The organism is Psychrobacter sp. I-STPA10, from assembly GCF_021012795.1.
GTDB lineage: Bacteria > Pseudomonadota > Gammaproteobacteria > Pseudomonadales > Moraxellaceae > Psychrobacter.
This window is the reverse complement of record NZ_VFYU01000012.1, coordinates 89,292-105,561: the sequence shown is the minus strand read 5'-3', so window position 1 is coordinate 105,561 and position 16,270 is coordinate 89,292. Positions and strand designations below refer to the sequence as shown.

General features: G+C 39.4%; 10 protein-coding genes. 4 read left to right on the top strand and 6 right to left on the bottom strand.

Features of this window, described 5'->3' with window-relative positions:
• Positions 1 to 50 precede the first annotated feature (50 nt).
• Positions 51 to 383, bottom strand: coding sequence for a preprotein translocase subunit YajC (yajC, locus tag FHK89_RS05345; protein WP_230657682.1), 333 nt, complete (start codon positions 381 to 383; stop codon positions 51 to 53).
• A 573-nt stretch (positions 384 to 956) separates the two neighbouring features.
• Between yajC and FHK89_RS05340 the strand changes: the two genes are divergently transcribed.
• The 3 genes from FHK89_RS05340 to FHK89_RS05330 all read left to right on the top strand — a co-directional run bounded on the left by FHK89_RS05340 (position 957) and on the right by FHK89_RS05330 (position 7,067).
• Positions 957 to 2,147 carry a CNNM domain-containing protein gene (locus tag FHK89_RS05340; protein ID WP_442966562.1) on the top strand — a complete coding sequence of 397 codons (1,191 nt, stop codon included), beginning with the start codon at positions 957 to 959 and terminating at the stop codon, positions 2,145 to 2,147.
• Positions 2,148 to 2,734: 587 nt separating this feature from the next.
• A complete protein-coding gene (locus tag FHK89_RS05335; RefSeq protein WP_230657678.1) occupies positions 2,735 to 3,226 on the top strand; it encodes a DUF4440 domain-containing protein in 492 nt (163 codons plus the stop codon).
• A 622-nt stretch (positions 3,227 to 3,848) separates the two neighbouring features.
• Complete coding sequence (locus FHK89_RS05330) at positions 3,849 to 7,067, top strand: LysM peptidoglycan-binding domain-containing protein (protein WP_230657676.1); 3,219 nt, start codon at positions 3,849 to 3,851, stop codon at positions 7,065 to 7,067.
• 102 nt (positions 7,068 to 7,169) lie between these two features.
• Here FHK89_RS05330 and FHK89_RS05325 read toward each other — a convergent pair whose 3' ends face one another.
• Entirely contained in the window at positions 7,170 to 8,417 is a 1,248-nt protein-coding gene (locus FHK89_RS05325) for a transglycosylase SLT domain-containing protein (RefSeq protein WP_230657674.1), read from the bottom strand.
• A 799-nt stretch (positions 8,418 to 9,216) separates the two neighbouring features.
• Positions 9,217 to 10,014 carry a Nif3-like dinuclear metal center hexameric protein gene (locus FHK89_RS05320; protein ID WP_230657672.1) on the bottom strand — a complete coding sequence of 266 codons (798 nt, stop codon included), beginning with the start codon at positions 10,012 to 10,014 and terminating at the stop codon, positions 9,217 to 9,219.
• Between the two features lie 233 nt (positions 10,015 to 10,247).
• Here FHK89_RS05320 and FHK89_RS05315 point away from each other — a divergent pair, with 233 nt between their 5' ends.
• Positions 10,248 to 11,603: a S1C family serine protease gene (locus FHK89_RS05315; protein WP_230657670.1), complete on the top strand. Its 1,356-nt coding sequence runs from the start codon at positions 10,248 to 10,250 to the stop codon at positions 11,601 to 11,603.
• Positions 11,604 to 11,686: 83 nt separating this feature from the next.
• Here the strand turns inward: FHK89_RS05315 and yfaE are convergent, their stop codons facing one another.
• The 3 genes from yfaE to nrdA all read right to left on the bottom strand — a co-directional run bounded on the left by yfaE (position 11,687) and on the right by nrdA (position 15,854).
• A complete protein-coding gene (gene yfaE / locus FHK89_RS05310; RefSeq protein WP_230657666.1) occupies positions 11,687 to 11,977 on the bottom strand; it encodes a class I ribonucleotide reductase maintenance protein YfaE in 291 nt (96 codons plus the stop codon).
• A 43-nt stretch (positions 11,978 to 12,020) separates the two neighbouring features.
• Positions 12,021 to 13,154 carry a class Ia ribonucleoside-diphosphate reductase subunit beta gene (gene nrdB / locus FHK89_RS05305; RefSeq protein ID WP_230657664.1) on the bottom strand — a complete coding sequence of 378 codons (1,134 nt, stop codon included), beginning with the start codon at positions 13,152 to 13,154 and terminating at the stop codon, positions 12,021 to 12,023.
• Positions 13,155 to 13,574: 420 nt separating this feature from the next.
• Positions 13,575 to 15,854 carry a class 1a ribonucleoside-diphosphate reductase subunit alpha gene (nrdA, locus tag FHK89_RS05300; protein ID WP_230657662.1) on the bottom strand — a complete coding sequence of 760 codons (2,280 nt, stop codon included), beginning with the start codon at positions 15,852 to 15,854 and terminating at the stop codon, positions 13,575 to 13,577.
• Between the last annotated feature and the right edge of the window lie 416 nt (positions 15,855 to 16,270).

Below are 16,270 nucleotides of genomic sequence, written 5' to 3'. Positions count from 1 at the left end.
GTTGATGTATAGATGCCCCTATAGTTTGTTGTAATAATTTATGTTATATATTAGCTCAAGCTATCCATTGTACCTTTGGGTAATACAGAAATAACAGAAGCACGTTGAACCATTACATCATTTTTATCATTTAAGCTGATAACTGCATAATCACCTTCTAGACTTTTGATGCGTCCCATGAGTCCACCAGCAAAAATCACTTCACTACCAACGCTGAGTGAATCAACCATATTACGGTGTTCTTTGGCACGTTTTTGCTGTGGTCGAATGACCAAAAAGTAAAAAATAGCAAAAAAGGCAATGGGTAATAAAAACTGCCCAATCATAGAGGTGGTACTTGCTGCTTCTGGAGCAGCATGTGCTGCTTGAATGAAAATTCCCATAAAATATCCTTACATTTATAAAAAATAACAGGCATAGTACCAAAAAAACACCACAATGATAACCGCTACTTGATTTAAGTCGCTAAAAAAATGCTTATGGGGCACAACAGATGAGTTAATTAAGGTCAGTTGTTTATTGCTAGCTGACTTTGGTATATCATACGCTTATTATTAGCTTGATAGTTAATTGTGAAAAATAACTTTGTCACAAAATGATTAGGGTCTGTTGAACATTCATCTTCATAGGAAAAATTGAGATACTGATTTTAATAAACAGTGACTTAGTCAAGGCAATGAACGCAGGTAATATCGGGATATTAACCAGTTCATTAACGCTTCATCAGGCAAATTTAGCCAATTTTTACATGAAAGTAAAAAATAGCTGTATCCCTTATAAATATTAGCCTGACGGGGTGAAAGTTCAACAGCCCCTAACTTAGCTAATTAACTATAGTTAAATCAGGGAGTGTTCTCCTTGAACATATATTATAAATAAATACATTTAACACTGTCATTACTAAGGTTCATATTTTGATTTTTAGCAGATTGCGACGATTAGATCCCTCTTTTTTAATGCGTTGCTTATTCGCCATCAGTGCCGCTTTTTTGCCAAGTTTCTGCCTAGCAGTTGATGCCAGTGCCGCAGACGTACAAACATCTGCTTATGGTGTGCATGTCATCTTATTGATATTGTTTATATCTTTATCAGTGGTGGTCTCATTTATATGTTCCGTATCTGAAGCCACGATTTTATCGATGACCCCTTCTTTTATTGCCTCTATTCAAGAAGCTGAGCCCAAAAAAGCCGAACTTTTACAAAATGTCAAAATTAATAATATTGATCAATCTATAGCCGCTATTTTGACCCTAAATACAGTGGCACATACTATTGGCTCATTAGGATCGGGGGCGCAAGCGACCATTGTGTTTGGAAGTACATGGTTTGGAGTGTTCTCAGCTGTGATGACCATGGTCATTTTAATTGGTACAGAAATTATCCCTAAAACCTTGGGTACAGCCTATTGGCGACAATTAGCAGGTCCTGTTGCCTATTTTGTAAAAGGTATCATTTTTATACTGTTTCCACTGATTTGGATTTCAGAAAAAATCACCAAGCTGCTGACGCGTGGCAAAGAGCTACATGCTTTTAGTCGCAATGAATTTGCTGCCTTAGCAAGTGTGGGTGAAGAGTCAGGAGATATTGATCCTTTAGAGTCTCGTATTATTCGCAACTTACTTGCATTTGGAGCAATCAAGGTTGAGGATATCATGACACCAAGATCGGTCATATTAGCCTTTGAGCAGCAAACGACGGTGGGTGAATTGATGGCAAATCGTCCCAAGCTCTCTTTTTCTAGGTTGCCGATTTATGATGAAGATTTGAATGATATTACTGGGTTTGTATTAAAATCTGATTTGTTGTTGGCGAAAGCCAATCAGGAAATGAATCAACCATTATCGAGTTATCAACGAGAAATAAATTTTGTATTCTCAAAAATGAAGCTTTTTGACTTACTTGAATTTATGCTCAAAAAACGTATTCATATTACCATTGTTGTGGGTGAGTATGGAGAAGTAAAAGGATTGGCAACTTTAGAAGATGTGTTAGAGACTTTATTAGGTTTAGAGATTGTTGATGAGATTGATCGAGTAGAGGATATGCAGGTTTTGGCTCGACAAATGATGAATCGGCGTGCTGTGCGTTTGGGTATGTCCTTACAAGACAATGAGAAACAAGAGGATCACTCTAGGCCTTCTAACTAGGGCCTGTTGAACTTTCACCCTGTTAGACTAATATCTACAAGGGATATGGCTACTTTTTACTTTCATGTAAAAATTGGCTAAATTTGCCTTGTATTACGCCATTTTAGTCTAAAAATACTCTAATTTTGGATTATGAATACAGGTTCTAAAATCATTATCTCAATGTTTCCTATGAAGATGAATGTTCAACAGGCCCTAAGATTCCTAAGCCACAAAAATTAGATGCTGAATATTATTGATATTGTGCTTAGTTAGGAATTAATTGGTTAATTGCACTTCTAATATCAAGTCTATGTAGCCCATAATGTTTCCATGCTCCATATATTACTGTGTTTGAATTTTTAGACAAACCATCAGTAAGATGTTACTAAAGATTACAAAAGGCTGAGTTTTGTATTGTATTCGTCTTTTATTATGGGTATATCACATCAACTATCAAAGTTATTATGTTATTGTACAGTATAACTAAACTGGCTTGGTTGAAGCATTTTTGTTTGGCAGCAAAATAGCAGTATTTTACAAAATATTTGTATCAATATCTTTAGCTAGCTAGTCAATAAAAGTATGGTCATGGAAGGAAGCATGGTATGAAGAAGTTTTTATCCGCTCAATTATTACGAAAAGTTATTACAGGTGCGGTGTTGGCTGCGCCTTTAGTATTCTTTGTTTCTACCGCATCACATGCTGCTGGTATTGATGAAGCAAGTGTACAAAGTTATGCAGCAGCCATGAAACAAGCCGCAAATAGCAAAAATATTGCTAAGGTAGGCAGTTTAGTCTCAGATGGTGATGTCATCATTCGCTTGAATCGCAATAAGATAGAAACAGTTTTGGATAAAGCCAAGTATTTGCAGTTGTTACAAAGCAGTTGGGATCAAACTACGAATTATCGTTATGATATTAGTGTTAGTAATATTGTTATTAGTGGCAATCTAGCAATAGCTGATGTTTATACAGTGGAGAGTTGGGTAAAAGATGGACAGCCAAAAACTGTAAAAACCTCTGCAACAGTTAAACTGGTGAATGAAGATGGTAAAGCGAAGTTATTTAGAGCCGTGGCTAAAGTGACTGTTGAATAAGATAGACTAAAAATAATTTCATTGTTCTTCCCTCTAGAAAATTAGCCTCTTTATCTTAATACTAAAAGCTGTGATGTTTTGATTGTTGTTTATAAAATATGGCTGTTAAAATTAAGCGACTTATAACATGACAAGGAAGCTGCTAGATTAAGATAAATAGATAAACGAATAAAAAGTTAAGTTACGCCTATTTGACTATTGATTCACTGCTACCTTGATGGTAACTTATCTGTGACATACTTTATTTTGAACCATGTTTATTTTTGAAACAGCAACAACTATCTTAATTATATAATCTTATAGGGTCTGTTGAATATTCATCTTCATAGGAAAAATTGAGATACTGATTTTAGAACCTGTATTCATAACCCACAATTTAACACAGTAGTACGTCTATTTTAGGCAAAAAGCCACCTTTGTGGGTTGTGAATACAGGTAGCTTTTGTTAATAACAGCGGGATATTAACCAGTTCATTAACGCTTCATCAGGCAAATTTAGCCAATTTTTACATGAAAGTAAAAAGTAGTCATATCCCTTGTAGATATTAGTCTAACAGGGTGAAAGTTCAACAGAACCCTAGTCTTTTAATTAAAAATTATCATTTAGGAATTGAGCGATATTATGTCTCACAAAATGTCTTCTTACTCGTTTATCAAATTGCCCTTAACAATTGCTGTGACTTCTTTGTTAGTCAGCGCCTGTAGCAATACAGCACCTGTTAAGAATCCAAACAATATAAGCCATGTTCCTATAACAAAGCCTACTACAGCCAAACCTAGCACAACCAAATCTAGTACAACTAAGCCACCAGCTACTACAACAACACCCAGCCAAACGTCGACCACGATCACCCCACCAGTACAAGTTCAACAGCCAAGTCCAACAGAGGCAACAACTGGCTATAGCAATGCTTTACTTGATGATGAGAGTTTGGATGAGCTAGAAAATTTGCTTGAAGCAACTGATATGAGCATGGTGGAAGATGATAAGATTGCCATTCAACAGTATGGTGATTTGTGGCGGCGTTTGCGTGCAGGCTTCCGTATGGATCAAAGTCAATATGGTTATAACCCCCGTATTGAAGCTCAAAAAAATTGGTTTATCAGCCGCCAAGATTATCTCAATCGTCTTTCTGCTCGGGCAAGTCGTTATCTATATCATACAGTACGTGAAGCTGAACGTCGTAATATCCCAACTGAGTTGGCATTGTTACCAGTCATTGAAAGCTCGTATGATCCCACCGCCACCAGTAATGCAGCCGCTGCTGGTTTATGGCAGTTTATTCCTAGTACAGGTCGTATCTATGGATTAAATCAAAGTATTTCTTATGATGGTCGTCGTGATGTGATTGAATCTACACGTGCCGCTTATGATTTTTTGACTACTTTACATAACCAGTTTGGAAGCTGGGAGTTGGCGTTAGCAGCCTACAATGCAGGTCCAGGGCGCATTCAAAAAGCCATTGATGCCAACGCTGCTAAAGGCTTACCAACTGATTTTTGGTCATTAGATTTACCAACTGAAACCAGAAACTATGTCCCTCGCTTTTTGGCTGTGGCGCAAATCGTGAATAACCCTGATCAATATGGCATATATTTACCAGCCATTGCCAATCGTCAGCACTTTAGAAGTGTGCCGATTAATTATGGTGTTAGTTTACAACAAGTTGCTCAGTTAGCAGGGGTGAGTTATGATGAGCTAAGTAAGCTCAATCCAGCTTTAATCGCAGGGCAGGTTGATGTTTCTGGACCAAAAAGGGTCATCATTCCTAATAGTGTCAATATTACGGTTGATAATCAAATTTCTGCCTTAGGTAGTAATGGTATGGTAGCGGGTGTCTATTCACCACAGACTTATAATTCTAATGAGGAGTTATCTAAATCTCCACAAGAGCTGGCTAAGTTTGCACAAAATGCACGTGTGCCTTCCCAGACGACCAGTTATATCGAACCAGTAGTCACTTCAAGCCAACGACCAACAATGTCACAAAATGAAGTACGTAATATCAATGCAGAGTTGGCAAAAAGTAATAACTTACCAACGACTTCAGCAGAAGTGACACCCAATAGAACCATCATTCAAGAGCCGCCATTGACGCAAGAAGAAAAAGAATTTATTGCATCACAAATTCGTCAACAAGATCCTCAGGTCAATGAAGTTGTCAGTTCGGTTGATGGTAATATCAAGCTGTCAGCCGTACAGACACAGCAGTCAGTCCTAGAAGCAAAAAACCAAGAGAAAAAAATTGTATTTAATAATAATGTGCCCACAAAACCGAAGCCGCAAGGGAAGCGTAGCGTTTATCGAGTACAGCGTGGCGATACGTTATCAAACATTGCGTCTCGTGCTGGAGTGAGCTGGCGAGATATTGCTGAGTGGAACCAAATTGATCCAAATGCTACTTTATTAGCAGGTTCAACTCTATATCTTTATAATGCGCGCCCCATTGCGCCATTGAGCAGTGTCAATAATACAAGTACACCAAGCAATACTCAAGCAACAGCAAGCAATAGTCGCCCAGACAGCTATATTGTACGTTCGGGTGATACTTTGATTGGTACAGCAAATCAGTTTGGTTTATCACCCAGTCAACTTGCCTCTTATAATAATATGGCGACTAATGAGCAATTAATAATTGGGCAAAGATTATGGCTAATCCCTGGTAAAGTGACCAGTAGTGCACCAACAGCTACCCAAACTAATAATATTTCTGAGTCTACTTATTTTGGTAAGACAACGACTTATACAGTCAGATCAGGAGAGACATTAATTGGGCTATCGAATAAGTATGGTGTCTCACTAAGTACATTGGCAGCCATGAATGACTTAGCGACCAATGCTGGACTATATATTGGTCAGAAGCTAACCGTACCTGCAACTTCACAAGCAGCGAGTTCGTCCTCTTCTAGCTCTGCAAGTACAAATTACTCTGGACCTACTTCAACTTATAGAGTCAAAGCAGGAGATACTTTGATTGGTATCGCCAATGATTTGGGGGTTAGCCGTGATGATATTGCTGCTTTAAATAGTTTTGGTGCAAATGCCAGACTACAGCGAGGCAGTATCATCAAAGTACCTGCCAGCCGTCAAGAAGTAGATTTAAATCTGCATAATAAGTCAGTTACTTATAAAGTGTCTTCAGGGGATACTTTAATTGGTGTTGCTAAGCGTTTTGACGTTTCAGTGAGTGATTTGGCAGCCGCAAATGACTTATCAACCAATGCCCAGCTTATTTTAGGTCGTAGCATTACCATCCCTGCGAAGGGGAGTGTGCCACAGGCTGCTTCTAATACAGCCAGTGCTGGCAGCAGTACAACAGGAACTCGTCTGACCAATACTACTAGCTATACAGTAAAATCAGGTGATACATTAATTGGACTTGCCAGTCGTTATAATGTGAGCTTATCGGACTTGGCTACAACCAATGATTTGCAGACAAATGAGCAATTGCGCATAGGACAAAAATTAAAAGTCCCTGCTAGCAGTGGTAATACTCAATCTACTGCCAGCTCGAGCAGCAGTTCAAGTGCAGAGTTTAAAAATGCTGAGACTTATACTGTTAAATCAGGTGATACATTAATTGGGTTGGCAAAACGTTATGGTGTCAGTACCTCTGATTTGGCAAGTGCCAATGGGATAAGTTCAAATACCATGCTACAACGAGGGCAACGTATTAAAGTGCCACAATTAACCACCACGTATCGGGTAAAATCTGGTGATAGTTTGATTGGATTGGCAGGTCGTTATGGTATTAGTGCAAGTGAGTTGGCTGCAATGAATGATTTGGCAAGTAATGCACAATTACAGATTGGTCAAAAGTTAACTGTACCAAATCGCTAATTGGTCAATTGATAAATATCTATGCTGACATTGCTAGATAAGCAGTAATCAAAAAGCCATCTTAGTTATGACACTAAGATGGCTTTTTTATAGATTAAAAAACTAAACCACTTTAATATTGTCTTCTTCAAATTTAATGGATTCAAGATAACTACGAATGTTTTTTACATAGTGCATACATTGGACGTAGCGAGAGTTATGTGCTTTGTTTTCTAACATATAAGCATATACATTTGCCCAACTATTACCATCTTCGCCACGATCTTCAAGTTTACGCTGAATTCTCTTAATGGCATTTGGTCCCATATTATAAGAGGCAAGAGCAAACCATAGCCGATCTGGGTTAGGAACATCGGCAAAGGTTTCTTTCATCTCATTAAGATATCGTGCCCCCCCGCCAATACTTTCAAAAGGATCGATGCGGTTAGATACTCCCATGGCTTTGGCAGTGCTATTGGTCAACATCATTAAGCCTTGCACACCAGTAGGTGATGTTGCATTTGCATTGAGATGTGATTCTTGATATCCCATAGCAACTAACAGCTCCCAATCATGATTATAGTTTTTTGCTTGCTGTTTAAAAGAATCGATATAATTGGGTAATTTATGATTTAATGCAGTAGCAAAATGTTTTTGATTATACGCATCTTTTAGCAGATTTTGATTATAAAAGTTGGCAAGTCTTGAGGTTTCTTTTTTGCCATCTGCCTGACAGATATAGTGACTTGCTTTTACTGCTAAAGGATCCTCAGTTGTCTTAAAGCTCCAGTTAACTTTTGGGTGTAAGCCATTTTTGGTTAATTTTTTATCTTGTCCACAGCTAAGATCAATAGAAGATAAAGTGTGGCTTTCTATATTAGCAGTACTGGCTGTCGTTAGTGCCATGTCTGCTAGACCTAATTGTACAGCTTGTAATGCTTCTGCTTCCGTTGCATAGGTTTTTAATGCCAAATCCACTTCAAGTGTATTGGCAAAGGATCGGGTTAAGTCATAGCCAAGACCATGTTGAAAACCATTGATAGCAAAAAATGTACTATCACCAGCAACTGCTGCGACAGTTAAGGTGTTTGATGCGATCACCTGAGTATATCTAGGGGTTGTGTCTGCAACTTGAGCGGGTATAAAGCTTTTGGCAGGCAACGATAATAATGCGATACCAGAGATTTGGGCGACTTTTTTCGTTTTTTCAAAACGTGCTGGCTTGTTGCTGGAGATGATGTTTTTGTCTGTGTTTGTGCTTGATTGAGCAAAAAATTGACTGCAATATTGTGAGCAACGATTTAATTTGTGTGTGGTATGTTGACGTAAATTGCTGAAACTGTGATTAAAATATTGGGTAAAGCGATGCATAAGAGCCTCTTTTATTCTATCATTCATATTATGTCAGCAGTTATATCAAGTCATGTGCAGAGATAAACTTGCTGTTAATCCATAGGCGTTAATAATTAACAAAATGGAGTAAATATGAGTGTTGGGATAAATTGACGAATAGGGAGAATATGGTATTTGATCATATCTGTGGTGAGCCTATCCGACATATTGCATCCAAATCATCTGATTTGAATGATTTCAAGTGAGTTCGACATCTGCCTAGTTAATCTTAACAATCTCTATCTGTAGGGCTTTGTATAACTTTGTATAACAAAGTGGGTTGAAATATCATCCTTTCTTTAATAAATAAAATACTTAATTAATTTAACAGCTATATTCAAAATAGGTTGTTATTCATATATTTTGGTAGGCGCATTACTTTCCATCTAGCCCTCCAATTTTGGCAGTTTATATGAACAAATCCCCCTATTTTGTTTCAAGTTGTGACAATACTATGCGTTTCATAGTATACAGTTTCAAGTTTAATTAAAAAATAAATGATAAAAGGTGATAAAAATATTATGGATGGTATATTTTTTTGTTAAAAAAATAAATTATTTTATAGACTGAATTTATCAAACATTGGAATATTAACGAGAGAGAAAAACTTTGCAATGTAAAGTTTTTTTTGTAATCCAGCAAAGTCAAAAGCAATCAAAGGTGCATCATCGATTGCTTTTAACACATTGCTGTTAACAAAATGAATGCTATGAAGTTAAAAAGTTTTGGATTGCCGTCATATTAACATATTGTATTTTTAGTAATGACTCACAGCAAATTAAACAGGGTTAGGGTCATCAATAAAGCTGACTTGAATACCAAACTGTTTGGCGATGAGGTCACCAAGGGCTTGTACGCCAAAGGTTTCAGTTGCATGGTGACCACAAGCTAAGTAGTCGATGTTTAATTCTCGCGCAAGATGGGTTGTACGCTCAGAGACTTCCCCTGATATAAATACGTCACAATTTTGTTTTGCTGCCTGCTCAATCATATCTTGAGCGGCACCAGTACAAATGGCAATCTTTGTCACTTGCGTATGTCCAGCACTTAAATGTAAGGGTTTACGATTGAGCACTTGAGTGATGTTATCAATGAGTGAACCTATAGTTTGTGTGGGACATTCACAAATATTACCAACAGGATGAGATTCTTGTGGATATAAACCACCTATGAATTTAAGCCCTAAACGCTGAGCCAATTGTACGTTGTTACCAACATTTGGGTGCGCATCTAAAGGTAGGTGGTAGGCAAGCAGTGAGATATGATTTTGTAATAAGCTACGGATACGCTTGCCTTTGATACCAGTTAAAACGGGGTCTTCACCTTTCCAAAAGTAGCCATGATGTACCAATATGGCATCTGCATTTGCGGCAATAGCGGCGTCTATAAGTCGCTGGCTGGCGGTGACAGCAGTAACCAAATGGCGAATAGGGACATCTGCATCGATTTGTAGTCCATTGGGGCAATAGTCTTTAAATGCATCAATTGCTAGGTATTGATCACACCAGCTCGTCAATTGTAGCGGTGTTATGGCTTTTATGGTTGTATCATGACTAGATGAACTTATATTTTGCATAATGAAAAAACACCTTTAATGTGATGATAAGACAAGATAAAGAAAATAGTAAGAAAGTAGTTGTAAAAAAGTAACAGGTATTTTACAGCTTTGACTATATAGTAGAGCTTAAAATGTTACACTGACACGTTTGTAAACGAGTTGATATATATTCAAATTGATTACTTTTTTTGTTCATGTGTTTATGATTTTAAGCATAATTTGCTATTTGTGCTATTGCAAGAGGTTATCCTATGTCGTCTTCACCAAACAACGGTTCTTCAAAGTTGAGTTTTATTTGGAAACTGTTACCTTGGTTGCTTTTATTTATTGTCATTGCAGTTTTTGGCTGGTTTTATATGCAGCAAAAAAGCCAACAACAAGATACTTGGCAGCCGCCACGTAGTGAACAAAATATGCCAACGCTGCCATTAGGCGAGGCAAAAGATAAGCCTGTACCGATAACAAGCTATCATGATGCGGTTGCTAGAGCATCCCATTCAGTGGTGAATATATATACCACCCAAAAGGTCGCACAAAATCCTTATTTAGATGATCCCATTTTACGTCGTTTTTATGAGTTTCATGGTGGTTTACCACAGCAAGATAGGGGAGCGACTAACCTTGGATCAGGTGTGGTAGTATCAGAAGATGGTTATATTGTGACCAATGCACATGTGATCTCCAAAGCAGATGAGATTGTAGTTGCCTTTAATGATGGCAGAAAGAGTAAAGCGACTGTTGTGGGCGTTGATCCTGACAGTGACTTGGCAGTGATTAAAGTAGACATGACAGGTCTGACACCGCTTGCCTTTCGTGAGCAGCCCATTGAGGTGGGTGATGTGGCACTTGCCATTGGTAATCCATTTGGAGTGGGTCAGACAGTGACCCAAGGTATTATCTCCGCAACTGATAGAACAGGCCTGGGTATTAATACTTTTGAGGACTTTATTCAAACTGATGCTGCGATTAATCCGGGTAATTCTGGTGGGGCATTGGTAGATGCTTATGGTGAGTTAGTGGGTATTAATACGGCTATTTTTTCACGTTCTGGTGGCTCAATGGGGATTGGTTTTGCCATTCCAACAGCGGTGGTTGAGCAAGTGATGAATGCCATTATTAAAGAAGGAAGAGTGAGTCGTGGTTGGCTTGGTATTGAGGTGCAGTCACAAATCAAAGATCCAACTAGAATTGAAAGCAGTACAGGGGTAGAGGTGTTGCACATTGTACCCAATAGCCCTGCGGCTATCAGTGGTCTGTCAGTGGGCGATATTATTTTATCTATTGATGGTGTGGAGATGACCGATGCCAATCGCTTGATACAATATGTGGCGCGTAAAACTCCTAATACTAAGCTGAATCTGCAAGTGTTGCGTGGGCAACAAAATTTAGATATTGAAATTGTATTGGCGGAACGTCCGGGACAAAATGAACTTGTGATGAATCCAAGTAGTATACCACCACAAGGTGTGCCCCCTCAGGAGTTGCCACCACAAGTACCAATGAGTCCAGATGTAGAGCGTTATTTGCAAGAGCGTCCTGAGTCACAAGGTTTGAGTGAAGAAGATCAAGCTCGCTTGCGTGAAGAAATACTCAATATGTTTCAATAGTATTAGTATGGATCGTATTGAATACTATCTATTAGAGACAATAATATAAAAATAAAGCTTGTCACCGTTCACTATGGCAAGCTTTATTTTTTTGTCTTATTTATGTTGGCTGTTTTAAGCAGAGGTAATTCGATGGTCAGTACCCCTACCACTTTACAGCAGCAGGGCAGAATATCACGTTCTTCTATCATGGCAAGCGGATTATCATCGTAGGTAATGGGTTGTGAGGACTTGACACATTTGACTCGGCAACTGCCACAATAGCCAGATTTGCATTGAAATTCGACCTTATGCCCTGTACGTAGTAAGCCGTCAAGTAGGGTTTCGTCTTCATGTAAGTAAAATCGTGTCTGTTGGGTGATAATCCATGCCATGATAAAATCTCAGTCATGTAAATTGGATTTAATGGTTTATAGGTTATAACTCAAAGTCATCAAAATCACTGTCGGATAAGTCAGAGTCAATCTGCCCGACCAGATACGAGCTGATTTCAGTCTCTTGCGGTGCAACTTGCACATTATCAGAAGACAGCCAGGTATTAATCCACGGAATGGGGTTACTTTTTGACTCAGAGAAGATGGCTGGCAAGCCCACCGCTTCCATACGTAAGTTGGTGATATATTCGACATACTGGCACAAAATATCTTTGTTAAGACCAATCATCGAGCCATCTTTGAATAAATAACCTGCCCATGCTTTTTCTTGCTCAGCGGCAGTACGGAAAATCTTAATACATTGCTCATGGCACTCTTCAGCAATTTGTGCCATCTCAGGATCATCTTTACCCGATGCCAATATATTGAGCATGTGTTGGGTACTGGTGAGGTGCAATGCTTCATCACGAGCGATAAGCTTGATAATCTTGGCATTACCTTCCATCAGCTTGCGCTCGGCAAAGGCAAATGAGCAAGCAAATGACACATAAAAACGAATCGCTTCCAAAACATTGACCGCCATTAAGCACAGATAAAGCTGTTTTTTGAGTTTGGGTAAATCAACATAAATACTCTCGCCATTGATTTGGTGTGTACCTGCTCCAAAGCGGCTATATAGCTGTGAGTGTTGATACAATTCATCGTAATATTTGGCGATGTCAGAGGCTCGCTCTAAGATATTTTGGTTGTCAATGATGTCATCAAACACTTGGCTTGGGTCATTGACGATATTTCGAATAATATGGGTATAGCTGCGTGAGTGAATGGTCTCAGAAAATGACCATGTTTCTATCCAAGTTTCTAGCTCAGGAATGGATACTAGTGGCAACAGTACGACATTAGGGCTACGACCTTGTATCGAGTCGAGTAGGGTTTGGTATTTTAGGTTGCTGATAAAGATGTGCTTTTCGTGGCTCGATAGGTTGCCATAGTCGATGCGATCTCGCGATACATCAACTTCTTCGGGTCGCCAAAAAAACGACAGTTGCTTTTCGATCAACTGCTCAAAAATGGGGTATTTTTGCTGGTCATAACGGGCGACGTTGACTGGCTGTCCAAAAAACATGGGTTCGGTTAGGGGATCATTTTTGGTTTGGCAAAAGATGGAGTAGGTCATAGATAGATTGTTTCTTTTTTAAGGTAAAAGTTAAAAGTTTGAGCTAAATCCAGTTTTCAATCTTTAGATTGGGTATGCGCTTAAATTCTTTGACATGTTTGGTCACTAAGCTAAGATGATGTGTTATATATTTGCCAACACGTCTTATGTATCTATTCTTGTTAAGATTTTGTAGGGTGCATTTAGTGCATCCTACATACGTGCTTGATTATATTTAAAACTCAATAATAGGTATGTGGAACGCACCCTACTGGCTGTGTTAGGGGGGCAGTGTCGAGGTAACAGCAATGTAACCTGACACCTAAGTCCGTACCCCTAATTATGCTGATACAAGCTTCCAGAAAATCCCCTTTAAGTAAGGGATTTTCTCTTGCAAGCCTAAAATTGCAGTGAAATTTTTTAACAGCTCTCAAGGATTAGCTACAACTTACACGCCCCACCTGCACAGCCATCATCTTCCATATCCGCTTGGGCATCGTTCGCACCATCTCGGGTATTATGGTAATACAAGGTTTTGATGCCCAGTTTATAAGCAGTGAGCAAGTCTTTTAACAACACCTTCATTGGCACACGTTGCCCCTCAAAGCGAGTGGGGTCATAACTGGTATTGGCAGAGATGCTTTGGTCAACAAATTTTTGCATGATGGCACACAGCTTAAGGTAGCCGTCATTATTGGGCAGTTGCCACAGTAGCTCGTATTGGTCTTTGAGGGTGTCAATATCAGGCACGACTTGTTTTAAGATGCCATCTTTTGAAGCTTTGACTGAGACCAGTCCACGTGGTGGCTCAATGCCATTGGTGGCGTTGGCAATCTGACTTGAAGTTTCAGATGGCATCAACGCAGTCAATGTTGAGTTGCGTAGTCCGTGTGCTTTGATGTTGCTACGCAAAGCTTCCCAGTCCAGATGCAAAGGCTCGTCACAGATTTTGTCGAGGTCAGCTTTGTAGGTGTCAATGGGTAAGATGCCTTGTGCATAGGTTGTTTCATTAAAGGCAGGGCAAGCCCCTTGCTCTTGGGCAAGCTTATTTGAGGCTTGTAGCAAGTAATATTGCAAGGCTTCAAAGGTTTTATGAGTTAAGCCTAAAGCGGCATCATCAGAATATTTAGTACCATTTTTTGCCAGATAATAAGCATAGTTAATCACGCCCACCCCTAAGGTACGACGACGCATGCTGCCATTTTCAGCGGCTTTGACAGGGTAGTCTTGATAGTCGAGTAAGGCATCTAAGGCACGTACAATCAGCTCAGCAGGCTCTTGAATGTCTTCTAGTTGCTCGATTTTGCCGAGGTTGACCGCAGATAGGGTACACAAGGCAATTTCGCCTTTTTCGTCATTGATGTTGTCCAGTGGCTTGGTGGGTAGGGCAATCTCCATACACAAGTTGGACTGACGAATGGGGGCAAGCTCAGGGTTAAATGGGCTATGGGTGTTGCAATGGTCGACGTTTTGGATATAAATACGCCCTGTGCTGGCTCGCTCTTGCATCATCAAACTAAACAGCTCGGTGGCAGGCAGGCGACGTTTGCGAATGCTGTCGTCTTGCTCATATTGATGATAGAGGGCGTCAAAGCGCTCTTGGTCTTCAAAAAACGCATCGTATAGACCTGGAGTATCTGAAGGTGAGAAAAGGGTGATGTCTTGCCCTTTAATCAGACGGGTATAGAGGGTTTTGTTAATTTGTACTCCATAATCCATGTGGCGCACACGGTTGTCTTCAACACCACGATTGTTTTTGAGTACCAATAAGGATTCTACTTCCAGATGCCATAATGGATAAAATAGTGTGGCAGCACCACCACGCACGCCACCTTGTGAGCAGCATTTGACCGCAGTTTGGAATAATTTATAAAAAGGTACGCAGCCTGTGTGCTGAGCCTCGCCGCCACGAATCGGACTGCCTAGGGCACGAATACGCCCTGCATTGACACCGATACCTGCCCGCTGTGAAACATAACGCACGATGGCACTGGTGGTGGCATTAATAGAGTCTAGCGAATCACCACATTCGATGAGTACACACGAGCTAAACTGACGTGATGGGGTACGCACGCCTGACATGATGGGCGTGGGTAAAGATATTTGAAAGGTCGAGGTGGCATCATAAAAGCGTTTCACATAGCTGAGGCGTTCGGCTTTATCGTAACTGGCAAATAAACACATGCCAACGAGCATATATAAAAACTGCGGACTTTCATAAACCGTTTTAGTTACTCGGTCTTGCACCAGATATTTGCCCGACATTTGCTCAACCGCCGCATAGGCAAGATTCATGTCACGCCAGTGGTCGATATAGTCGTTTAATTCATCAAATTCAGCTTTAGAATAGTCTTGTAAGATATGTGCATCATATTTGCCTGACTCGGTTAGCTTGGTCACATGGTCAAATAAGTGTGGTGGCTCAAACTGGTTATAGGCAATCTTACGTAAATGAAAAATGGCTAAGCGAGCTGCCAGATATTGATAATCTGGAGTGTCAGCAGAGATAAGGTCTGCGGCGGCTTTGATGATGGTTTCGTGAATGTCACGGGTTTTGATGCCATCATAAAACTGAATGTGGGATTTTAGCTCAACTTGTGAGACAGATACATTACTTAGCCCTTCTGCTGCCCATGCAATGACTTTGTGAATTTTTTCGAGATTGATGGGTTCTAAACGCCCATCTCGTTTCATGACTTGAAGGTTGTCCATGTGGGTCATTTTTCTTCTCCATACGTTGGCAACAAAGTCATCATCATTATAAAAACCATTAACTTTAAAAAACTATCCATCATAAAACTTATCTTATTTAGACTCGTTTAATATGACAGGCTCTTATAAAGTATTTATGTTTAGAAATGGCAGCAGTACACCATCAATCGGTGTTGATACCATGTGTTATTACTTTTATTGTCAAAGAATGATTAAACGGCTACGTTGTTGGCTTGTATCCGTTTTAGTTTTCTTTGGCTATATGCCCTATTTTTGACTTTATTGCTACGTTTTTTGCTTGATTTTTGGGACAAAACTGCCTAGTAGCATAAGGTGATAAAAATCAACTATATACTATATATGGGGTGCTTTTGCTTGAGTAGGCACAATATAACGTGAAAATAATTATTTTACTAGATTGATTT

What these genes read in the sequence shown, in the direction of transcription:
- yajC (WP_230657682.1), bottom strand. Translation starts at nt 383, where the DNA reads ATGGGAATTTTCATTCAAGCAGCACATGCTGCTCCAGAAGCAGCAAGT.
- FHK89_RS05340 (WP_442966562.1), top strand. Translation starts at nt 957, where the DNA reads ATGCGTTGCTTATTCGCCATCAGTGCCGCTTTTTTGCCAAGTTTCTGC.
- FHK89_RS05335 (WP_230657678.1), top strand. Translation starts at nt 2,735, where the DNA reads ATGAAGAAGTTTTTATCCGCTCAATTATTACGAAAAGTTATTACAGGT.
- FHK89_RS05330 (WP_230657676.1), top strand. Translation starts at nt 3,849, where the DNA reads ATGTCTCACAAAATGTCTTCTTACTCGTTTATCAAATTGCCCTTAACA.
- FHK89_RS05325 (WP_230657674.1), bottom strand. Translation starts at nt 8,417, where the DNA reads ATGCATCGCTTTACCCAATATTTTAATCACAGTTTCAGCAATTTACGT.
- FHK89_RS05320 (WP_230657672.1), bottom strand. Translation starts at nt 10,014, where the DNA reads ATGCAAAATATAAGTTCATCTAGTCATGATACAACCATAAAAGCCATA.
- FHK89_RS05315 (WP_230657670.1), top strand. Translation starts at nt 10,248, where the DNA reads ATGTCGTCTTCACCAAACAACGGTTCTTCAAAGTTGAGTTTTATTTGG.
- yfaE (WP_230657666.1), bottom strand. Translation starts at nt 11,977, where the DNA reads ATGGCATGGATTATCACCCAACAGACACGATTTTACTTACATGAAGAC.
- nrdB (WP_230657664.1), bottom strand. Translation starts at nt 13,154, where the DNA reads ATGACCTACTCCATCTTTTGCCAAACCAAAAATGATCCCCTAACCGAA.
- nrdA (WP_230657662.1), bottom strand. Translation starts at nt 15,854, where the DNA reads ATGACCCACATGGACAACCTTCAAGTCATGAAACGAGATGGGCGTTTA.